The organism is Paramesorhizobium endophyticum (assembly GCF_014640615.1).
GTDB lineage: Bacteria > Pseudomonadota > Alphaproteobacteria > Rhizobiales > Rhizobiaceae > Paramesorhizobium > Paramesorhizobium endophyticum.
The window spans coordinates 67,417-89,098 of the sequence record NZ_BMHH01000004.1; the positions used below are offsets into that span (position 1 = coordinate 67,417).

The following is a 21,682-nucleotide window of genomic DNA, read 5'->3' on the forward strand; positions in this document are numbered from 1 at the left end:
AGCATATCAATCGAGGTCATCCATGCGCATAGCCGTCGGCGGAATCCATACCGAATGCAGCACCTACAATCCCGTTCTGGCGGAGGCGCATGATTTCACCGTGCTGCGCGGAGAAGAACTGCTGGCCGCGCCGCGCTTTGCTTTCCTTGGAGATTACGACGCGGAATTCGTGCCCACGCTCCATGCCCGCGCCATCCCCGGCGGCCCCGTTTCCCGTGCCACATATGAGACCTTCAAGGCGGAGTTCCTGGAACGCCTGAAAGCGGCGCTGCCCATCGACGGCCTCTATCTCGCCATGCATGGCGCGATGTATGTGGAAGGCATGGAAGATGCGGAAGGCGACTGGATTTCCGCCGCGCGCGCCGTCGTCGGCGAGGATTGCCCGATCTCGGCCAGCTACGATTTGCACGGCAATGTCACGCAGCGAATCATCGACGCGCTCGACATGTTCTCGACCTACCGCACCGCGCCGCATATCGATGTCGGGGAAACCATGCGCCGCTCGGTCGCCATGCTGGTCCGCTGTATCACGGAGAAGGTGAAACCGATCTTGCTATGGGCGCCGGTGCCGGTGGTGCTGCCGGGCGAGCGCACCTCGACCGAGGATGAGCCGGCGAAGAGCCTCTATGCCCGCCTGCCGGAAACCGACGCCATCCCGGGCATATGGGATTCCTCGCTCATGGTCGGCTATGTCTGGGCCGACGAGCCGCGCGCCACTGCTGCCGCCATCTTCACCGGCACCGACAGGGCCGTTCTGAAACGCGAAGCGAAGACGCTTGCCGCCGCTTACTGGGATGCGCGGGAGGATTTCGTCTTCGGCTGCGAGACCGGCTCCATCGAGGAATGTGTTGCCCGTGCCGTGGCAAGCCCGACCGCGCCTGTCGTGCTGGCCGATTCCGGCGATAATCCGACCGGCGGCGGCGTGGGCGACCGCGCCGATGTGCTGGCAGAGTTGATCTGCCGGAACGCGCAGGGCGTCATTGTCGCCGGCATTACCGACCGCCTGGCGGTGGAGATGTGCTTTGCAGCCGGGGAGGGCGCGGAACGGGAGCTTTCCATCGGCGCGACGCTCGACAAGGCCGGAAGCCGGCCGATCCGGGTTCGTTGCACAGTGCGCAGCCTTCACGATGCGGCAAACCCCGCCGACCGGCAGGCGGTGGTGCGCATCGGCGGCATCGATCTCGTGCTGTGCGCCAAGCGCCGCCCCTATCACAACATTGCCGACTTCACGGCGCTCGGCCTCGACCCGCGCGCGGCCAAGATCGTGGTGGTCAAATCGGGCTATCTGTCGCCGGAACTCGCCCCCATCGCCAATCCGAACCTGATGGCGCTGTCGCCCGGCGTGGTGGATCAGTTCGTCGAGCGCCTGCCGCGCCTGCGCAAGGTCCGCCCCACCTTCCCCTTCGACCGCGATTTCGCCTTCGAGCCGGAAGTAAAGCTTTCCGCGCGCTCCGCCTGAAAGGAACACCGGCCATGTCTCCCGTGCTTTCCGTTTCCAATCTCGTGACGGCATTCGAGGCGGATGGCGCGTGGCGTCCGGTGGTGAAAGGCATTTCCTTCGAAGTCGGGCAGGGCGAAACCGTCGCCATCGTCGGAGAATCCGGCTCCGGCAAGAGTGTCACCTCGCTTTCCATCATGCGGCTTCTCGACCCCGCCCATAGCCGGATTGCAGGCGAAGTGCGGCTGGGCGGGCGCAATCTGCTGACACTTTCCGAGCGGGAGATGCGCCATGTGCGCGGGCGCGAAGTGGCGATGATCTTCCAGGAGCCGATGACTAGCCTCAACCCGGTTTTCACCATCGGGCGGCAGATATCGGAGGCGCTGACCTGCCATGGCGGCATCGACCGTGCCGCCGCGCGCGCCGAAACCTTGCGGTTGCTCGACAAGGTGCGCATCCCCAACGCTGCCGCCCGCTTCGACGATTATCCGCACCAGTTTTCCGGTGGCATGCGCCAGCGGGCGATGATCGCGATGGCGCTTGCCAGCCGTCCGAAGCTTCTCATCGCCGATGAGCCGACAACGGCGCTCGACGTGACGATCCAGGCGCAGATTCTGGACCTCATCAAGACGCTTCAGGAAGAGGAGGGAACCTCCGTCCTCTTCATCACCCATGACATGGGTGTGGTGGCGGAAGTGGCGGACCGGACGCTGGTCATGTATCGCGGCGAAGTGGTGGAGGAGGGGACGATGGCGGATATCTTCCACCGGGGCAAGCATCCCTATACCCGCGCGCTCCTCTCCGCCGTGCCGCATCTGGGCTCCATGGCGGGCAAGGCTGAGCCGCTGCCCTTTCCGGTCGTGGACATGGCGACGGGCGAAAAGCAGGAGCCAAAAGCGCCCGCGGCCAAGCCGAAGGAAACCGAGCCGGTGCTGCAGGTCCGGAACCTTACCACGCGCTACCAGATCCGTGGCGGGGTTTTCGGGCGCCCCGTTGGGGCAGTTCACGCGGTAGAGAATGTCTCATTCGATCTTTACCCCGGCGAAACACTGGCGCTCGTCGGCGAATCCGGCTGCGGAAAATCCTCCATCGGGCGCACGATCATGCGGCTCACCCATGCACATGGCGGCACGATAAGACTGGCGGGCAGGAACCTGCTTTCGCTGCCGCCGGAGGAATTGCGGCAGGCGCGGCGCGACGTGCAGATGATCTTCCAGGATCCGTTCGCCAGCCTCAATCCGCGCATGAATATCGGCAACGCCATTGCCGAGCCGATTATCCAGCACCGGCTGGCGAGCAAGCGCCAAGCGCGCGACAAGGCGGCGTCACTGCTGGAGTGCGTCGGCCTTTCAGCGGATATGATGGGCCGCTATCCCCACGAGTTCTCCGGCGGCCAGCGACAGCGCATCGCCATCGCCCGCGCGCTGGCGCTCGATCCGAAAGTCATTGTCGCGGACGAGTCCGTCTCTGCGCTCGATGTGTCGATCAAGGCGCAGGTCTGCAATCTCCTGATGGACCTCCAGGAAAGCCTCGGCCTATCCTACCTCTTCATCAGCCACGACATGGCGGTCGTGGAGCGCGTCAGCCATCGCGTGGCGGTGATGTATCTGGGCGAGATCGTGGAAATCGGCCCCCGCCGTCAGGTGTTCGAGAACCCGCAGCACCCCTATACGAAAAAGCTGATGGCGGCGGTGCCGGTGCTCGATCCGGAGCGGCGGCGCCTCAAGCGCGGCCTCGATGCGGAGGAACTAAAAAGCCCGGTACGCCCCCTCGGCTTTGTCCCTCCGAAACGGGATTACCGGGAAATCTCCTCCGGGCATTTCATAGCGATTGGCTGAAGCGCGATTCGGCAGAAGACAATGCTCACCCGCTTTCAATTCCCCGTCGATTGAGCCGGGGTGAAGCGTCTGGAAAATATCATGCCTCCCGGCGGCTGACGCTGGCATACATCCCCGAGGTTCGAAAATCGCTCGGATTGGTGCCGTAGAGGCGGCGGAAGACCTTGGAGAAATAATTGGGGTCGTCGAACCCGCACAGCGCCGAAACCTCCTTGATCGGCATGTCCGCCGCCTTGGTCAACAGCTTGGCGGCTCGCTGCAGGCGTTTCTGCAGGACGAATTCCGCCGGCGGGAGGCCCTCGCTGGCTGCGAAGATGCGGGAGAAATGCCGAAGCCCGGCTGGAACCCGCGCTGCCCCAACAAGGTGCGCTACGAAATGCTCAAGCGGCTCGGATATTTCGTGACCGAACGAGCCGGCGCAGGGCGAAATCTATTTCGGCGAAGAGCGCATCCATGGCCGCTCGCGCGCTGAGATGCGTCCGCTCCGGTCCCGCATGCAGATCGTCTTCCAGGATCCGTTCGCCTCGCTCAACCCGCGCATGACCAGAGTTCGGAGCATTTCGCGGAATATACCCCCTGGTTCATCAAGCGCGACCGTGAAGACCTCATCGAGAAATTCGGCATTCCATTGGACGAATATCCCAAGCGCTGCATCGAGCAGATCGAGCGCTGGAAGGATCAGGCGGCGGCCTATCGCTCAGCGGAGCGCATCGAAGTGAAACAGTCGAAGGAATACGCCTCTTCGATCATGAACTCCGTCTGGACCGGCGAGCCCTCGGTCATCTACGGCAACCAGCGCAACAATGGCTGCATCACCTCGCTTCCGGCGGCATGCGCTGCCGAAGTGCCCTGTCTGGTCGACCATAATGGCATCCAGCCGACATTCATCGGCGAACTGCCGCCGCAACTGACGGCGCTGATGCGCACCAACATCAACGTGCAGGAACTGACGGTTCGGGCGCTGATGGCGGAAAATCGCGAACACATCTATCACGCGGCGATGATGGACCCACATACTGCCGCCGAACTCGACCTCAACCAAATCTGGTCGCTGGTAGACGACCTGCTTCTTGCGCACCGGGATTGGCTGCCGGAATGGACGCAGGCTCCCGCGAAACAGGATCAGGCCGCGTGACACCTTCGGCCCAGCTTGGTAAGCATATCGCTTAGGAGCGGAGCTACAGCGCGCTTCGCAGATGCTCCTAATCGCCGAACCTCGCCATGAGGAAATTCGGGCGGCGGTCGGTGCGGACAAGACCGGCACGCGCTGATTACGGCAGGTCGGCCAGAATTCCCGTGCGGCTTGCCGAATCAGCAGGCCGTGCGCCCAGCTTCTCGGAAAGCATGCGATGCTGCCCGCGCGCCCGGGGCGGTCGTGCCGAGGGCGGAAGCCGAGCTCAGCGAGTGGCTCAAGCGATAGCTGTCTCGCAAGAGGTGCATGGCGGAGACCTGCATTCTTGTGGATGTTCATTCGGCCCCCTGCCGGGATCCTCCGAGGTGCTCTGGATTTCCGCTTCCCTATCCGCCCTCTTATCGTTATATAGTTATCCTATATGACGGTCGCCGAAAGCAGGCGGATGATTGAAGCCTCAATTACTCTCGGAAGCGAGGAAGTTCCCGCCATTGGGCGTGAGCGTATTCGGCTGCTCGAGGCCGTGGCGCGCAGCGGCAGCATTACGGCTGGCGCGAAGGCGGCGGGGCTCAGCTACAAGGCGGCCTGGGATGCGCTTGACGCCATGGCAAACCTGTTTGGCCAGCCTCTGCTCGAAACCCGCGCGGGTGGCCGCGCCGGGGGCGGTGCCAGACTCACGCCCACCGGCCTCCGTGTCGTCGAAGCCTTCCACCGGCTGGAGGCGGAGCTTTCCCAACTGCTCGCCCGGCTCGAGCCGGAACTGGCGGGAACGGGCATCCGGCCGCTTCATCTCGTATCGGGATTTCTCATGAAAACAAGCGCCCGCAATGCACTGCGCGGCACGATCACCGGCATCGTGTCCGACACCCTCATGGCGGAAATCGCGGTAGCGATCAACGAAGACACGACCATCCACGCACTGGTCACCAATGAAAGCGTCCGCGAGCTTGGCCTCGTGCCCGGAAGGGAGGCCATCGTTCTCATAAAGGCGCCCTTCGTGATCATCGCGCCGGGGGGAGATCGTCCAGCCATATCCGTCCGCAATTGTGTGCCCGGCACGGTGCTGCGCTGCGAGACCTCGCCCGTCAATGCCGAGATCGTGCTCGACATCGGCGGCGGCAAGACGCTTGCCGCGACGATCACGGCACGCAGCGCCAAAGACTTGGATATCACGCCCGGCCGGCCGGCCTATGCACTGTTCGATGCCGCGCACGTCATCATCGCCACCGACTGAAACCGTCACGGGGAAGGGGAAATATCATGAGAAGGCTGAAATCGCTCATCGCGGCTGCCGTCCTGGCCGTTGCCGCCTTAAGCGCGGGGCAGGCGAGCGCGGATGAAACCAATGTCGCCGTCGCCGCCAATTTTACCGACGCGGCAAAGGACATCGCCGCCGCCTTCAAGGCGAAGACGGGGCATGAAGCGGTGCTTTCCTTCGGCTCGTCTGGCCAATTCTATACGCAGATCAAGCAGGACGCGCCTTTTCAGATTTTCCTGTCGGCGGATGCGGAACGCCCGGAGAGGCTCGTCAAGGAAGGGGTGGGCGTGGCCGACAGCCGGTTTACCTATGCCATCGGCAAGCTCGTGCTTTGGAGCAAGGACGCGGACCTCGTGAAGGGCGAGGAGACGCTCAAAAATGGCGGATTTAGCAAGATCGCCATCGCCAATCCGGCGGCAGCGCCTTACGGAACGGCGGCGGTGGAGACGCTGAGGGCACTCGGCGTCTATGATGCTCTCAAGCCGAAGATCGTGCAGGGCAACAATATCGGCCAGACCTTCCAGTTTGCGGATACCGGTAATGCGGAACTCGGCTTTGTCGCGCTCTCGCAACTCGCCGGGAATGACGGCGGCTCGCGCTGGCTGGTGCCGCAGGAGATGTACACGCCAATCCGGCAGGACGCCGTGCTGTTGAAAAAGGGCGAAGGGAACAAGGCGGCGGCAGCTTTTATGGACTTCCTGAAAGGTCCGGAGGCCCGCGCCATCATCCAAAAATATGGCTATGCCATCGGCACGGTCAGTTGAGGCATGATGAGCGGGCTTGGCGCGGATGTGTGGGTTGCCATAGGGCTGACGGTCGAACTAGCCGCGGTCACCACGGTGGTCTTGCTGGTCATCGGCACGCCGCTCGCATGGTGGCTCGCGCGCACGGATGCGTGGTGGAAAGAAGCAGTGGGCGCAATCGTAGCCATGCCCCTCGTGTTGCCGCCCACGGTGCTCGGCTTTTATCTCCTTCTCGCCCTCGGCCCGGATGGTCCCGGTGGCGTGATTGCCGGCCTCTGGGGCGCGCGCACCCTGGCCTTCACCTTCGAGGGGCTCATTATTGGCTCGGTCATCTATTCGCTGCCCTTCGTGGTGCAGCCGATCCGCAACGCATTCGAGGCGATGGGTGAGCGGCCGCTCGAAGTCGCCGCGACGCTGCGCGCTTCTCCACGCCGCGCCTTCTGGACCGTCGCGGTTCCCTTGGCGCGACCGGGCTTTTTCACCGGGGCGGTGCTCGGTTTCGCCCATACGGTTGGCGAGTTTGGCGTCGTGTTGATGATCGGCGGCAATATACCGGGCGAGACGAAGGTGCTGTCGGTGGCGATTTATGATTATGTCGAGACCTCGCAATGGCGCGAGGCCACCATTCTGGCGACCGGCATGGTGGTGTTCGCCTTCGCCGTCGTCCTTACCATGATGCTGATCGAAAAGCACTTTTCTCGGGTCGCCGAATGAGCGGACCAAACGAAATCCGCGTCGCCTTCAGAGGGGGACTAGGACGTTTCACCCTCGACGCCGCATTCACCGTGCCGGCTTCGGGCGTGACGGCCCTCTTCGGCCCTTCCGGATGCGGCAAGACAACGGTGCTGCGCTGCATGGCCGGCTTGCAGCGCCTGGCCGGCGGCTATTGCGCTGTTGGCGACGATGTCTGGCAGGATGGCAGGCTATTCCGCCCGACCCATGAGCGTTCCATCGGCTATGTTTTCCAGGACGCGAACCTCTTCCCGCATCTCTCCGTCACCGGCAATCTTCTCTACGCCACCTGTGGCCGCAAGCCGCGATCGCCAACGGATCGGATCGGCTTCGACGAGGTGGTGGCGCTTCTCGGGCTGGAGACGCTGCTCGACCGCGCGCCGCGCAATCTCTCCGGCGGCGAGCGCCAGAGGGTGGCTTTGGGGCGGGCGCTCTTGTCACAGCCGAAGCTGCTCCTGATGGACGAGCCGCTCTCGGCACTCGACCAGCAGACGAAGGATGAAGTCCTGCCATTTCTGGAACGTCTGCACGATTCGCTCTCCCTGCCGGTCATCTATGTGAGCCATGACATCGCGGAGGTCGAGCGACTGGCCGATCATCTGGTGCTGATGCGCTCAGGCAAGGTGCTGGCTGCCGGTTCTTTGAACAGCCTGCGAAGCGACCCCGCGCTTCCGGTTGCCGCCAAGCGCGAAGCCGCGCTGACGCTCGACGCTGTCGTGACTGCCTATGACCCGGTCCGCAAGCTTGCGACCCTCGATGTCGATGGCGGACGCTTCACCGTGCCGATGCCTGAAGCCGTGATCGGCGAGCGCCTCGGCGTGACAATCGCGACGCGTGACAAGAATCGTGTCGATATTGACCCTCTCGCCACGGCATGCCGTGGCGAGAGGGTCATGCGTGGCTAGATATTCAATCCAGGCAGCTGGAACGACGGCGTCGGTACCTCCCGAAGCAGCCGCCGAATCGTGCGCGGATGAACGGCGTATTTTTCAGCAACGGAATTGATCGTCTCCCCCATGGACCGGACAGCGGCGACCGCCTCCAGCCGTTGTGATTCGTTCAGCGCCGGCGGCCGGCCGATGTGATGCCCCTTTGCCCGGGCCGCCCTCATCCCTGCGCGGGTTCGCTCGCCGATCAGGGACCGCTCGAATTCCGCCAGCGCCGCCATGATGTGAAAGATGAGGCGCCCCCCGGGCGAGCGCGTGTCGATGCATTCGGTCAGCGAATAGAACTCGATTTTCCGCGCCGCCAGGGCATCTATGGTTTCCACCAGATCGAGCAGAGACCGCCCCAGCCGATCCAGCTTCCAGACGATGAGTGTATCGCCCGGCGAAAGGGTCTCCAGAACTCGTAGGAGGCCCGGCCGGGAAAAATCCACGCCTGACATCCCGTGGTCTTCGAAAATATGGTCGCATCCAGCAGCATGTAACGCCTCCCTTTGCAGATCAAGACTTTGATCATCCGTCGATACGCGTGCGTAACCAAATTTCATGCTCAATTTTCCTTTAATCTTTTCAGTGCTTTGTCCGCGTTCTCCTTCTCGTTGCATGCCGCGAAGCGGCCTCCCGTGATTTTGGCTTGACTCAAGGGGACGGTTTTGTCCGCCCCTGATTTGCCCCGATTAGCCTGTGTCACCCCACAGAAGCTGCTAGCGATTACAAGCATTTCTGCGTACTGTTACCCGTTGCTGCCCATATAGACAAAAGCCTCCCCTTTCTCCCGATCCGAGAGACAGAAACCGCGCCATTTAGTCGGGGTGACTACTTGGATTTATGTTGGGCTTTAGGGGTATTTCCGAATGAAAATCTTCGTTTGCTTCAATTAGACGCTCGATAGAACGGGATTCTCCCGCTTTTTCTCCCATCTGAACTTTGGATGCTTCTTCCGCTTGGGCCTTTCGCGGTTCCGTGCGCCCGAACTTCGATGTTTTTTCGCAAACGAGGAATGAATGAAATCGACCGCCGCTCTTAATATGACCACTTCTCTTGTCGCGCTGGTCGCGGCGATGGCTGCCCCTGCGCAAGCGCAGCAGGCTTCAACCGGATGGACCGGTGGAAGCTCGTACTGGACTACTTGCGCAGGAGGCAGCACGTGCCGGGTCGATGGCGACAATCACTGGGGTAACTACGCGAACTGGGCGGGCGGCGTGGTCCCCGGTGCGAACACCGATGTGAATATCGGCCTTTCCACCTATCAATCCGGAACGAATTCTCGCCCGACGCAGCACGACACGGTTGAAATCGTCCAGGGCAGCACGGCGAATGCCGGGTCCGTCACGATCGGCTTTACCGGGTCGCGGGCTGACTCGGGAACGTTCGGTGAGGGCAATCTCTCGGTCACGGAAAACTCGAATTTGAATATCAGCCGCACGCTGACCGTCGGTGAGGATGGCAATGCCCGGCTTCAGGTGCATGCAGGCAGTACAGTCGATACGCAAGGTCGCGTCACCGTCGGCGCGGACGAGGCCAGCACCGGTATTCTGGTCAATGGCGGCCGCTTGATCAACCGTAATGGCCTCGTTGTCGGCGCGGATGGCTATGGCAGAGTTGTCACCGATGGTGCAGGCGCGCTTACCCAGACGGTCGGTGACACGAGGCTCGGCGCGGAAGAAACCGGCGTCGGCGTTGTTCAGGTTCATGGGGGGACGATGACCGGCAGCGGGCGGTTCGATGTCGGCTATGAAGGCGAGGGCTACGTCTTCGTCGAGCAGGGCGGTACGCTCTCCAACGGTATCGGCGTCGTCGGGCGGCAGGAAGACGCCAGTGGTTTCGCGGTGGTGCGGGATGCTGACAGCGTCTGGAGCAACACCGCCTTGACCCTCGGTCAGAAGGACGATTCCACCGGTGTTCTTGTCCTCACCAATGGCGGTACAGTGCGCGTCGGTGGAGGCGAAGGCACGCTGACGATTGCGGACGAAGTTGGTTCGACGGGCATTCTGAATATCGGTGCTTATTCTCCGACGGGGCAGGACTACGGTCTCAACAATGTGGTTTCCGACCTGCTGCCAACGGATCTCGCCCCTGCAGCCGGCGCTGGTTATCTCGACGCCAAGACCATCCAGTTCGGTCAGGGCGCCGGCTTCGTCAACTTCAAGCACACGGAAACCGAGGCTGACGATTATAGCTTCAAGGCCGGGTTTGCGGGCAATGGTACGGTCACGCACCATGCCGGGTTTACGGTTCTGGACGGCGACTCCTCTGCTTTCACGGGCAACATGACCATTCTTGGCGGCGTTGCCGTTGCCAACAATGTGCTGGCGGGCAATGTCGGGGTCGGTGCTAGCGGAACCTTGCGCATCGGCCATGGTGGCGCGACTGGCGATGTCGTCAACGACATCCAGAATGAGGGCCTGGTCCAGTTCAACCGTTCCGACCGCTATGTCTATGGTAGCGTGATCGCGGGTACGGGAGCGGTCGAACAGCTGGGTACGGGTACGACGGTCCTCACTGGGGCCAACGCCTACACCGGCAGGACCACAATCACCAACGGCACTTTGCAGCTCGGTGACGGCGGCACGTCCGGCTCGATCGCAAACACCTCGGGCGTCGAGATCGGCGAGAACGGCACGCTTGCCTTCAACCGATCCGATGCGGTGCTGTTCGACCGCAAGATCACCGGAACGGGCAAGCTCGCCCAGATCGGCTTCGGCCTTACCAATGTGACCGAGGATAATTCCGGCTTCACCGGCGAAGCACGCGTGGAAAACGGCGTTCTCTCCGTCAATGGCGTACTCAGGGGTACGATGGACGTAACCGGCGGTACGCTGGAAGGCGTGGGCCGCGTCGGCACCACCACCGTGCGCAAGGACGGCTCCATCGCTCCGGGCAATATCCTGGGCGAGCGGATCGGGACGCTCACCGTAGATGGCGACCTGGCGCATGAGGCGGGCTCGAAATATCTGGCGGATGTGCGCTCGACGGGCGAGAATGATCTGCTGCAGGTCATGGGCAAGGCGGACATCACTGAGGGCTCCGTGCTCAACGTCACGAAGCTCGATCCGGCCCGCTACGAGCTGGAGCATCGCTATACCGTGCTTTCGGCGGCTCAGGGCGTCACGGGCGATTATGACCTGACCGGCGATACCTGGGTCTCAACCTTCTATCAGGTCCAGGATCATTACGACCAGAACAATGTGTATCTCGACGTTGCCCAGCACCGGCTGTTCCAGGAGGCGGGCAAGACCCGCAACCAGATCGCGGCGGCGACGGCGGCTCAGGAGCTGAAGGCCGAGCGCGATCCGCAGACGAACTATCCCACCAACGAGCTGTTCCGGGCCATCGCGTACCTCCAGACCGATGGCGAGGCGCAGCATGCTTTCGACGTGATTTCGGGCGAAATCCACGCCTCGGTAAAAGCCGACCTCGTCGAAAGCAGCAAATTCGTGCGCGACGCCGTCACCAACCGTATCCGTGGCGCCTTCGGGCTCGATGCGGCGCAGGCTCGCTCGGAGGGCAAGGAACTCGCGCCCGGTGATGCGGACGGCACGGTTCTGTGGGCCAATGGCTTCGGCTCATGGGGCACGCTCGAGGGTGATAGCAATGCCGGTGACCTCGACCGCGACATCGGCGGCGCCTTCGTCGGCATCGATACGTCGGTGGCGCAGAACTTCCGCCTGGGTGTTGTCGGCGGCTACAGCGACGCCTCCTATGATGCCGCAAGCCGCCAGTCGACCGGATCGAGCCGCAATGTTGATCTGGGCGTCTATGGCGGTGGGCAGTGGGATGCCATCGGCGTGCGGCTCGGCGCCAACTACACCTGGCACAAGCTCGAATTCGACCGCTCGGTCGTCTTCCCCGGCTTCGCGGAGTCGATTTCGTCCGACTATGACGGCCACACGATCCAGGCATACGGCGATATCGGTTACACGATCCGCCATGGCGCGGCGAATTTCGAACCCTTCGCGGCTCTCGCCTATGTCAGCACCAAGACGGACGATTATGCCGAAACGGGCGGCGTCTCTGCTCTGACGGGCGCAAGCGACGACATGGGCACCGGCTTCTCCACCCTTGGCCTCCGGGCCTCCACCGAAATCCAGCCCGGCGTCACCGCTCGCGGCATGGCCGGCTGGCGGCATGCCTTCGGAGACGTCGAGACGAGTGCGTCCCATGCATTTGACGGCAGCAGCATCTTCTCCGTCGGCGGCGTGCCGATCGCGCAGAACCTCGCGGTGCTCGAGCTGGGCGTCGATGCGGCCATCAACGAAAAGCTGATGGTAGGCGTCTCCTATGCGGGCCAGCTGGGCGATGGCGTCCAGGACCATGGCCTCAAGGGCAAGGTGGACTGGAAGTTCTAGAATTCTCCGTGCGTCCCGCCAGATTGCACGGAGATGCTGACCGCCGGAACGATACCCGCGCATCGTTCCGGCGGTCACAGGGCGGGGTCGGGAAACAGGAGACCGGGGATGAGTGGTGACAGAGGGGCCAGAAGAATTCTCCGGTTTCTAAGGAGGCTTTTCCGGCGGGAATGTGGCGCTCCGGAAGGGAGCCGGAGCGAGCAGGCGGAGGGAACGGTGCTTCCACGATTCTTAGAGATAACGCCGTATCCCGAAAGGCTGTTCGACCCCGGGGGGCGGCCTGGGACGAGGCAGGTTTTCGGAAGGAAACCCGCTCCGGCTGCGGGGCAGAGACTTTCATTAGGCGCGTTGCGGCAATTGGCGAAGATCGATCGATAGGGGCGTTGAATGGAAACGGCGAGCGGCAATCGGGTCATGCGCATCATCGGCGGCTGGGGCGGCAAGAAGGCGGCCGTCGCGGCGATAGAGGAGGAGAACGATCTGGCGGTGCTGCTCGATTCCGTGCAGCAGGTCGCGCTGACGCTTCAGGAGGAGTATGAGCGCAGTCTCGCCAAGGTCGGCCGGGATGTGTCGCAGCTCGCCACTCAGGTGGCGACGCTGCACCCGATGGTGTCGAAGCTCAAGAACGACCATTCCGTCGATGACAAGCGCAACCGGGTGCTGGAAGCCGAGCAGGCGCGGCTGAAGGAACAGGTCGGCAAGATCCAGGGCGAGCTCGAGCATTACCGCTCCCTCAGCGTGAAGCTGCGCGAGCAGCTCGACGTGGCGACGGAGCGTGAAGCCAACGACAAGAACGCTCTGAAGACACTGAAGACGGATCTGGAGAAGGCGCTGGCAGATATCCAGGAGCGGGACGGCGAGCTGACGTACGAAAGGCGCAAGCGCAGCGAAGTGGAGCAGGACCGCGACACGATGCGGGCCCGTATCGCCAAGCTGGAAGCGGAATATTTTCAGGCGAAGCGCGCCATCGCCAAGGTCATCAACGACCATGGCATCGTGAAGGGCAATCTCGCCACCCGCGAACTGGAGCTGGAGCGCGCGCTGGAAGACTTCGCCATCGAGCGGTCCGCCCGCGCGCAGGCCGAGGCGCTTCTTGCCCGTAGCCGGCACGAGCTGGAGGAATCCCAGCGCGGCAACCGCGAGAAGGAGAAGGAGCTCCGCCGCCTTATCGAGCAGTACGAGTCGGAGATCCAGGATCTGCGCGCCAGGAAGACCAACGCCGAAAACGCCGAGATGGCGCTGCGCGGAAAGGTCGTGCTGGTCCAGCGGCTGCTTGTGAACCAGCGGTCGAAGACGGACAAGGCTTACGAGCATATAGGCCATCTCCAGGAATCCATCCGCAAGCTGATGTCGGACGAGGCCTCTGGGAGGGGGCAGGACATCAACCTCGAATGGGAGCCGGACGAGGAGCAGGTCACGGCGGAGGATCTCGAAAGCGTCGACCTGAAGACGGACGTGCCGGAGACCTCGTCGCCGAGCCAGGTGGTCCGGCTTCCCGTCAGAGACCGCAACAACAACAATAATTGACCTGATGCCATGCAGGAGGACGCGCAGGAATTCGGAACATCCAGATCGGACAGGGTGCCATCCCACGACGCAACGAACGCCCTGTCCGTGCGGCCCGCCGCCGCAGGGGCCAGCCAAAGCCCATCCCTCGATAGGATATTGGCTGGCCCCTCTTTCACCCGAGGGGAGCCCCCGATGAAGACCGAATGGCGGGAATTTGCCGGGATCGTCTTCACGATGGTGTTTCAGCCCATCGTAGATGTCACGTCCGCCGGTGGTCCCTACGCCTATGAGGCGCTTGTGCGCGGGGCGGGAGGAATGAGCGCGTCGGCGGTCCTCGGCAGCATTCAGGATCATGACCATGACGCCTTCGATGCGGCCTGCCGTACGGCTGCGGTGGAAATCGCCGCCGCCCATCATCTCGATGGCAGGCTCAGCCTCAACATCTCGCCTTCGGCCCTGTGCAATCCGCGCTACGGCATCTATTCGACGATCCGCGCGGCGAGGCAGGCGGGGTTCGCGGCGGACCGGCTTATCTTCGAGGTGACAGAGCACGATACCCGCCACAACCTGCCAATGTTCAAGCGTTATTTCGACGCCTACCGCAAGCGGGGCGTTACGATCGGCATAGACGATTTCGGCGCCGGCTACGCCGGGCTGAACACGCTCATCCTGGTACGTCCAGACATCATCAAGCTCGACGCGGGCCTTATCCGGGGGATCGAGGACGATTCGCTGCGGCAGGCCCTCGTGCGGGGCACCCTCGAGGCGTGCAGGCGCGTGGACATATCCGTCATCGCCGAGGGGATAGAGACGGTAGCGGAGAAGGAAATTCTGCAGGCGCTCGGGATCGAGCTGATGCAGGGATATTTTTTCGCACGGCCAGCCCCCATCGCGGCCTGGGTAGAAGGGGGGAGCGCCTGATGGGCAAGGGAGGCGCCAGGAAAGTCCCGGTTCCACGGACTGACAGGGAGGCGATCGAATTCGCCGTCTACCACCTCGACCAGTTCGATGTTCAGAGCTTCCTGTTCGACTGGCTCACGGGGGAATCCATCGAAAAATATCTGCATCCGGAAGGGCGCCAAACGTGTCACTAAGTAGAAATTTCTATGAAGGGTTGCAAAAATGACAAAAATCGGATATTATAATCTTCTGGTTGATATCAAACTGTTATGTACTTTAATATTCTTGCGATGTAAAAAGTATTTGTAATAAGTACTTAGCGTTTCTTTGACCGTACGTCGGCATCCTTTTCCCAGAGAGGGTGTCCATAAATGAAACGGGTGCGGCGGCCTAGGGCGCAAAGGCTTCTGACACTTTTCCCGCAATTGCGCGACTTGAAAAACAAGGTAGCAATCCATGAAATTTCTTCTTTCCATGGCCACAGCGGCGACCGTTGCGGCGTTTTCCACCATGCCGGCGACGGCGCAGACCGCCACCGCCGATATTGGAGTTACCCTTGACGTCCAGGCGAGCTGCACCGCCACGGCGACCCCGCTGACCTTCCCCGCTGCGACGGGCAACATCGCAGCGCCCATCAATGGCACAGCCACCGTGGATGTCACTTGCACCAATGGTGCGACCTATGAACTCGGCCTCAATGGCGGTGGCGAAAACAGTACGGCGGCGCGCAAGATGACGAGCACCACCGTACCGGCTAATAAGGTTGACTATCAGCTTTACCAGGAAGCGGGCCACACCAATGTCTGGGGCAATGTCCAGGGCGCTACGGTCGAGGGCACGGGCTCGGGCACTGCGTTCACGCATACAGTCTATGGCCAGGTGTCACCGCAAAATGCCCCCGTCGGCAGCTATAGCGACACGGTCACGGCCACGATCTGGTATGGCTCATCGACCGCACCGGCGGGCGGCGGCAACTAAGCGAGAGGTGGTGAATGCGCCCTTTCCTCCTCGCCATCGCATTGGCCTCGGTGTTGCTCTTCGCTTCCGGCGTAGCAGCCTCGACGCTTCGGGTCGCGCCAATTTCGGTTGCGCTGACAGGCGGCGCCAGCGCTTCCTTCGTGCGCGTCTGGAACGACGACAAGACGACCCTGCGCGTGCAAGCGCGGGTTTTCCGCTCGGTGGAAAAGAATGGTAAAGCCGTGCTCGAGCCCACCCGCGACGTGGTGGCAAGCCCGCCCATGGCCACGCTGAAACCGGGCACCGAAAATCTCATCCGTATCGTGCGGGTGTCGAAGAAGCCGATCGATCATAAGGAGACCTATCGCCTGGTCATCGATCAGCTGCCCGACGCGACGCAGGTCAAGCCGGGAACGGTGAAGATCCTCGTGCGTCATGCCATACCGCTTTCCTTCGAATAAGAAACAAGCGGCGGCCGGCTTAATGCTGACCGCCGCCATTTCCACCGCGGGCGCGACGATAGCGCTCGCGCAAGGCATCGATCTTTCGGTGCTCGATACGCCGCTTCGCCCCTCGCTCGAACAGGCGCAGCCCAATGCCGACCTGCAATTGGAAATCACCATCAACGGTGATCCGGTGAAGCTGGTTGCCTCGGTGCGAAAGGAGGCCGACGGCGCGCTTTCCATGGAGCCGGACGAACTGCGCAATATTGGTATCCGTCCGGTTGATATTGCAAAACGTCCGGACGGCCGCATCGCGCTCGACCGTCTGCCGAATGTCAAAACCGTCCTCGACGAGCAGAGACAGATATTGGACTTCATCGCGCCGAACAGCGCCCGTCAGCCGCGCCAGATTTCGGCCGGCGGCGGTATCCAGCCGCTGGGCAGGGACGATCCGCGCAACAAGGTCGAGACGAATTTCGGTACGCTGCTCAACTATTCGCTCTATGCGAATGTGTTTTCCGGCGACAATGAGTATTTCTGGCGCGACGGCCTGTCGGGCACATTCGAAAACCGCATTTTTGGCTCCGCCGGCGTGATCGACAATTCCATGTTGCTGGCCGAGGGCGACGTGAGGCGGCTGGATAGCCGCTGGGCGTGGTCAGATATTGACACGCTGCGCACCTACCGGGCAGGCGACGTAATCACCGGCGCTCTGAGCTGGACACGCCCGACACGGCTGGGCGGCATTCAGTTGCAGCGCAATTTCAGCCTTCGGCCCGGGCTGGTGACGATGCCGGTTCCGGATTTTTCGGCAAGCGCCGCCGTGCCCTCCACCGTCGATGTGTTTCTCAATAATGCGCGGCGTTTTTCCAATCCGGTTCCTGCCGGTCCGTTCGAACTGACCGATATGCCAGTTGTGACCGGAGCCGGCACGGCGCGGATCGTCGTGCGCGATGCGAGCGGTAACGAGACCGTCACCGAAAGTGCCTATTTCGTGTCGGACCAATTGCTGCGGCGGGGCTTCCTCGACTATTCGCTGGAACTTGGCGTGCCGCGTACCGGCTATGGTACAGAAGAGGATACTTATGAAAAGCAGCTGATGGGTTCGGCATCGACGCGATACGGCCTCACCAATTGGCTGACGCTCGAAGGCCATGCGGAAGGCGGCGAGGGGCTGGCCAATGCGGGGCTTGGTGTCGTAAGCGGCATCGGGCGCTGGGGCGTGGGATCGCTGGCGGTTTCGGGATCGACTGCGGATGGCGAGACAGGCTATCAGATCACCGGCGCGGCGGAGTTCGATCTTTTCGGCGCGCGGCTGCAAGCGCGGATCCAGCGTGCGTTCGGCATCTATAATGATATTGCTTCGGTCACCACGCCACGGCTTGTCGACGATGATGGCTACATCTATTCGGGCGCGGCAGCGAAGGCGATGGATCAGGTGTCGCTGTCTTTCCCGCTCAATTTCGATGTCCCATCCTATGTCAATCTCAACTATACCCGGCTCGAACGGTTCGATGGCTACGATCAAAGCGTGGTGGGCGCCTCGTTCAGCCGGGCTTTGTTTGGCGGCACCTTCACTGCTTCCGGCTTCACCGATCTGGAGGACGATGAGTATGGCGTGATAGCTAGTTTCTCCATGCCGATCGGCAAGGACATGACGCTCAGCACATCCGCCCTTTCCAACAAGGATGGCGTCTCGGGCATTGCCACGCTCAGCCGTCCGGCGCGCGAGGAAAACGGCAATCTCGGCTGGTGGGTGTCGCGCCAGCAGAACGACAATTCGAGCACGGCGGCATCCGTTGACTGGCGCGCGCCTGTTGCGCGGCTGGGCGGCACGGTCAGCAACCAGAATGGCGAGACCGCTGCCAATGCGCAGGTGTCTGGCTCGGTGGTGGCGATGGGTGGCGGCGTGTTCGTCGCCGACCGGATCGACGATGCGTTCGCGGTGGTCGATGCCGGGATCCCCGGCGTGCCGGTGCTCTTCGAAAACCGGCCTGCCGGCAAGACAGGACGGAATGGCAAGCTGCTGCTGCCAGATTTGCGTTCCTATGAGCGCAACCGTATCGGCGTGGATCCCAAGGACTTGCCGCTCGATGTAAATGTCGATGCAACGCGGCGCGATGTCATCCCCGCAGGCCGTTCCGGCGTGATCGTTCCCTTCGGCAAGAAGGAGGCGGGTGATTCCTCGCTTGTCATCTTTCGGCAGGAGAATGGCGATTTCCTTGAGATGGGAACGCAAGGCCGCACCGGCGCAACGCTCGAGCCGTTCATGGTCGGCCATGACGGTGAAACCTTTATCGAGGGGCTACAGTCGCACAATCGATTGATCATGGAGCGGCCGAACGGGGAAAAATGCGTTGCTGAATTTAATTATCGCCCGAAACCCGGCGAGCAGACCGTGGTTCCGGATGTCCCGTGTGTTTCACTGAAAGAATAGAGGTTTTCATGTTCGCTCGTTTTCTTCTCCTGGCAATTCTCGTGCTTCTTCTGTTTCCGGCGCGCGCCGGCGCCGCCACCTGCACGGCGAATGTGAGCAGCCTCAATTTCGGCGCGGTCGATACGCTTTCGGGCGACACACCGGCGACCGCGACGATCTCCGTCGATTGCGAGAATGTCGGCTCGTCCTCGCTCACGGTGTGCGGCAATTTCGGCGCGGGTTCCGGTGGCGCGTCAGGCAATTCCCGGCAGATGGGTCCCGGAACGGGGGGGCTGGGGTTCAACCTCTATGCGGATGCGAACCATGCCATCCCATGGGGGCATGCGGATCAGCCCGCATTGGGATTGCCGCAGCGCTTCAGCCTGCCCGTCTCCGGCACGACCGCCTCGGGAAGGATGACGCTCTACGGCCTTGTCCCCAGGCGGCAGCTCAGTACCCGGACCGGGAGTTATACCTCCGAATTCACCGGCAATGACGCGCTTTTCTATTATGCTGAAGGCGATACGCTGCAGTGCAACGCCCCAGCGGGTGCGAGCGCCACGACGGCGATTTTTACCGCAAGCGCTACTGTTCAGGCCAATTGTCTCATCGAGGCGGACAATATCAATTTCGGCACGGTCGGTCTTATCACCTCGCCCATCGATCAAACCGGTCAATTGCGGATCACCTGCACGCCGGGGGTCGGCTATACGATTGCGCTCGATGGTGGCCTCAGCAAAGCCACCAATCCGGAACAACGGCAGATGCGCTCCGGCGCAAATGTCGTGTATTACGGTCTCTATTCCAATGCCGCGCACAGCCAGGCCTGGGGTTCAGGCGGCGATGCCGTGACCGGAGAGGGGAGCGGCGCTGAAACACGTACCGTCTATGGCCGGGTGCCGGTGCAACAGGCTGCACCCGGGCATTATTCCGACACCGTGGTGGTGACGATTACATATAATTAGGGGATTTGTTCCAGATGCGCCGATGCCAGCCTTCTGATCGTCTTAGAGCAAACGCCATAACGGGAAGCGACTGAGGATTTGGACTCGCCGTTCTTCAACGCCGAGAGCGCCTCCGCCGTCTGCTCGGGGGTCAGCGCGGATGGCCTTCCCAGATGCTTGCCGGCGGCGCGGGCCGTAAGCATTCCCGCCCGGGTGCGCTCGCTGATCAGCGCGTGCTCGAATTCCGCCATCGCCGCCATGATGTGAAAGACCAGCCGGCCGCCGGAATTGCTGGTGTCGATGCTTTCGTTGAGTGAGCGGAAGTGGACGCCGCGCCGGTCGAAGCCATTGATCGTCTCGACGAGATGGACGAGCGAGCGGCCGAGCCGGTCGAGGCGCCAGACGACGAGCGTGTCCCCGGTTTCAAGTCTTTCGAGAACGGCATCGAGGCCGGGCCTTGTCGCCGCTATGCCGGAATAGCCCTTGTCCTTGAAAATCAGCTGGCAGCCAGCCTGTTGGAGGGCAGCAATCTGAAGCCCCAGATTCTGCTCCTCGGTGGATACCCTCGCATACCCTATAATCATGTTTCAATGCCGCGGTCCGTTCGATCGGCGGCGAACTGCCGTCTCCCGGTCCGGGCGTTACCCCCGCTTCCCACAACACATTCTATTGTATGGAAGGCCCCGTCCACTCCACGCCCATGGAATTTACGATTCCTTTACCATGGCGCCGAAAAAGGCCATCTCCCCTCTGAAATCAAGATGTGGTAGATAGAAAGGTGAGACAGCTTGCATTTTTGGTAAATACGGAGTCTTGCTTAAATTGGGGACAAGGCAAAGCGTTGGGGGAATCTTGGGGCATAACAGGCGGATGCGTAAGATCGCGGGGGCGGCGCGGCACGTAAAGGATTTGATCGTTTCGGGGCAGCTTGAACCAGGCGTGCGGCTGGACCCGGAATTGCTCGCCGCTCATTCGGGAAACACGGTGGAGACGTCGCGCGAGGCTTGTGCCTTGCTCGTCGGGCATGGCCTTGTCGAACTCAAGAGCGACGATGATTATTATGTCGAGCAGACGGGGGCGAAGGATTTGCGGGAGGTGATGGCCGTTCGCTTCCTGTTGCAGGGAACCGCGCTCAGGGCATCCATTGCTGCCGGCGACGCGGAGTGGGAGAAAAACCTTGAGCGTGCCTATAAGCGCCTCATTGCTTTCTACCCGCCGGATAAGGATCGGGAAGGTAACAACCTTGAAAAAAACCTGCTTGAATTCCTTGTGCGTTATCGGGAGTTCCATCAGGCGCTGATCTCTGCCTGTCCGGTCACCAAGCTTTTGTCGCTTCTCGATACGCTTTTCGATCAGGGCGCGCGCTATTGCCGCTCGGCGGATTCCGGAGCGGCGGTTCTCAAGCATATCCCCAAGCCGCTGGAATGCTGGCGCGATCCCGAAGGACATGAGCGCATTCTGCTGGCTGCTCTCGACCGCGACCCGGAGACCGCCAGCGAGGAATTGCGCCTCCATCTCCTGACGAGGATCGGCGCGCCGCCACAGAACCCGATTTTTCTGAACTGAGGGCGGGTGTTCGTAGCCGGCCGCAGCACTGCCAGAAATTTCGTGTGCACTGAGGCTGAATAAGGTCTACCCGGATTATGCCCCCGCCTTGCTCTTGTCATGGGCGCGGGCGGCCTCATCGACGGCATCGCCATGGGCGAGCGCCCAGGCACACAGCGCCTCGAATGGCTGGCGCAGGGAGTGGCCCAGCGGCGTGATGGCATATTCCACGCCGATGGGCGCGGTCGGCAGCACCGTGCGCGTCACCAGTCCGTGTTTCTCCATCCGCTTCAACGCATCCGCCAGCGCCTTGTGCGTGATCCCACCAAGCCGCCGCTTGATTTCGTTGAACCGCGCCGGTTTCGGGCAAATCACGGTAAGGATCAGAATGGTCCATTTGTCGGCGATCTTGTCGAGCACGAGGCGCACCCGCTCCACGTTGGCACATGCCTGCTGCGAAAGGATTTCGAGGTCGGTATCGTCGGTCATATCTAGGCTACCTAAAGTGCGTTCTTGATATCAGATACACGATGT

19 protein-coding genes and 1 pseudogene are annotated in these 21,682 nt (G+C 62.0%); 16 read left to right on the forward strand and 4 right to left on the reverse strand.

What is annotated here, in order from left to right; all coding sequences use genetic code 11:
* Positions 1-22: 22 nt before the first annotated feature.
* A complete protein-coding gene (locus IEX53_RS06370; RefSeq protein ID WP_188822589.1) occupies positions 23-1,459 on the forward strand; it encodes a M81 family metallopeptidase in 1,437 nt (478 codons plus the stop codon).
* Between the two features lie 14 nt (positions 1,460-1,473).
* The gene (locus IEX53_RS06375; protein ID WP_188822591.1) at positions 1,474-3,276 is read left to right on the forward strand and encodes an ABC transporter ATP-binding protein; all 1,803 of its coding nucleotides are present in this window, start codon (positions 1,474-1,476) and stop codon (positions 3,274-3,276) included.
* A gap of 79 nt (positions 3,277-3,355) precedes the next feature.
* Here IEX53_RS06375 and IEX53_RS06380 read toward each other — a convergent pair whose 3' ends face one another.
* Positions 3,356-3,592 (reverse strand): helix-turn-helix transcriptional regulator, encoded by a 237-nt coding sequence (locus IEX53_RS06380; RefSeq protein ID WP_373288603.1) that lies wholly within the window; start codon positions 3,590-3,592, stop codon positions 3,356-3,358.
* Between the two features lie 231 nt (positions 3,593-3,823).
* Between IEX53_RS06380 and IEX53_RS06385 the strand changes: the two are divergent.
* The 5 genes and pseudogenes from IEX53_RS06385 to modC all read left to right on the forward strand — a co-directional run.
* Positions 3,824-4,411, forward strand: a pseudogene (locus tag IEX53_RS06385) (family 4 glycosyl hydrolase); the annotation flags it as partial.
* A gap of 442 nt (positions 4,412-4,853) precedes the next feature.
* Positions 4,854-5,642: a TOBE domain-containing protein gene (locus IEX53_RS06390; RefSeq protein WP_188822592.1), complete on the forward strand. Its 789-nt coding sequence runs from the start codon at positions 4,854-4,856 to the stop codon at positions 5,640-5,642.
* A 26-nt stretch (positions 5,643-5,668) separates the two neighbouring features.
* Entirely contained in the window at positions 5,669-6,430 is a 762-nt protein-coding gene (modA, locus tag IEX53_RS06395) for a molybdate ABC transporter substrate-binding protein (protein ID WP_188822594.1), read from the forward strand.
* 6 nt (positions 6,431-6,436) lie between these two features.
* A complete protein-coding gene (gene modB / locus IEX53_RS06400; RefSeq protein WP_188823029.1) occupies positions 6,437-7,123 on the forward strand; it encodes a molybdate ABC transporter permease subunit in 687 nt (228 codons plus the stop codon).
* Entirely contained in the window at positions 7,120-8,046 is a 927-nt protein-coding gene (gene modC, locus IEX53_RS06405) for a molybdenum ABC transporter ATP-binding protein (RefSeq protein ID WP_188822596.1), read from the forward strand. The genes modB and modC overlap by 4 nt, the downstream gene beginning before the upstream one ends.
* On the opposite strand, the gene IEX53_RS06410 is transcribed toward modC, so the two are convergent.
* Positions 8,043-8,633: a recombinase family protein gene (locus tag IEX53_RS06410; RefSeq protein ID WP_188822598.1), complete on the reverse strand. Its 591-nt coding sequence runs from the start codon at positions 8,631-8,633 to the stop codon at positions 8,043-8,045. The genes modC and IEX53_RS06410 overlap by 4 nt on opposite strands.
* 456 nt (positions 8,634-9,089) lie before the next feature.
* Between IEX53_RS06410 and IEX53_RS06415 the strand changes: the two genes are divergently transcribed.
* From IEX53_RS06415 to IEX53_RS06450, 8 genes are all read left to right on the forward strand, one after another.
* Positions 9,090-12,434 (forward strand): autotransporter outer membrane beta-barrel domain-containing protein, encoded by a 3,345-nt coding sequence (locus tag IEX53_RS06415; protein WP_188822600.1) that lies wholly within the window; start codon positions 9,090-9,092, stop codon positions 12,432-12,434.
* A 387-nt stretch (positions 12,435-12,821) separates the two neighbouring features.
* Complete coding sequence (locus tag IEX53_RS06420) at positions 12,822-13,961, forward strand: coiled-coil domain-containing protein (protein WP_188822602.1); 1,140 nt, start codon at positions 12,822-12,824, stop codon at positions 13,959-13,961.
* 174 nt (positions 13,962-14,135) lie between these two features.
* The gene (locus IEX53_RS06425) at positions 14,136-14,864 is read left to right on the forward strand and encodes an EAL domain-containing protein (RefSeq protein ID WP_188822605.1); all 729 of its coding nucleotides are present in this window, start codon (positions 14,136-14,138) and stop codon (positions 14,862-14,864) included.
* Positions 14,864-15,037 carry a hypothetical protein gene (locus IEX53_RS06430; protein ID WP_188822607.1) on the forward strand — a complete coding sequence of 58 codons (174 nt, stop codon included), beginning with the start codon at positions 14,864-14,866 and terminating at the stop codon, positions 15,035-15,037. The genes IEX53_RS06425 and IEX53_RS06430 overlap by 1 nt, the downstream gene beginning before the upstream one ends.
* Before the next feature lie 262 nt (positions 15,038-15,299).
* A complete protein-coding gene (locus IEX53_RS06435) occupies positions 15,300-15,821 on the forward strand; it encodes a Csu type fimbrial protein (protein ID WP_188822608.1) in 522 nt (173 codons plus the stop codon).
* Positions 15,822-15,835: 14 nt separating this feature from the next.
* Entirely contained in the window at positions 15,836-16,261 is a 426-nt protein-coding gene (locus tag IEX53_RS06440) for a fimbrial biogenesis chaperone (RefSeq protein ID WP_188822610.1), read from the forward strand.
* Positions 16,262-16,283: 22 nt separating this feature from the next.
* Positions 16,284-18,680, forward strand: coding sequence for a fimbria/pilus outer membrane usher protein (locus IEX53_RS06445; protein ID WP_188822612.1), 2,397 nt, complete (start codon positions 16,284-16,286; stop codon positions 18,678-18,680).
* Between the two features lie 8 nt (positions 18,681-18,688).
* Entirely contained in the window at positions 18,689-19,624 is a 936-nt protein-coding gene (locus tag IEX53_RS06450) for a Csu type fimbrial protein (RefSeq protein ID WP_188822614.1), read from the forward strand.
* On the opposite strand, the gene IEX53_RS06455 is transcribed toward IEX53_RS06450, so the two are convergent.
* Positions 19,621-20,187 carry a recombinase family protein gene (locus IEX53_RS06455; RefSeq protein ID WP_188822616.1) on the reverse strand — a complete coding sequence of 189 codons (567 nt, stop codon included), beginning with the start codon at positions 20,185-20,187 and terminating at the stop codon, positions 19,621-19,623. The genes IEX53_RS06450 and IEX53_RS06455 overlap by 4 nt on opposite strands.
* Positions 20,188-20,473: 286 nt before the next feature.
* Here IEX53_RS06455 and IEX53_RS06460 point away from each other — a divergent pair, with 286 nt between their 5' ends.
* Complete coding sequence (locus tag IEX53_RS06460; RefSeq protein ID WP_188822617.1) at positions 20,474-21,169, forward strand: GntR family transcriptional regulator; 696 nt, start codon at positions 20,474-20,476, stop codon at positions 21,167-21,169.
* A 75-nt stretch (positions 21,170-21,244) separates the two neighbouring features.
* Here IEX53_RS06460 and IEX53_RS06465 read toward each other — a convergent pair whose 3' ends face one another.
* Entirely contained in the window at positions 21,245-21,637 is a 393-nt protein-coding gene (locus IEX53_RS06465; protein ID WP_188822619.1) for a winged helix-turn-helix transcriptional regulator, read from the reverse strand.
* Positions 21,638-21,682 lie beyond the last annotated feature (45 nt).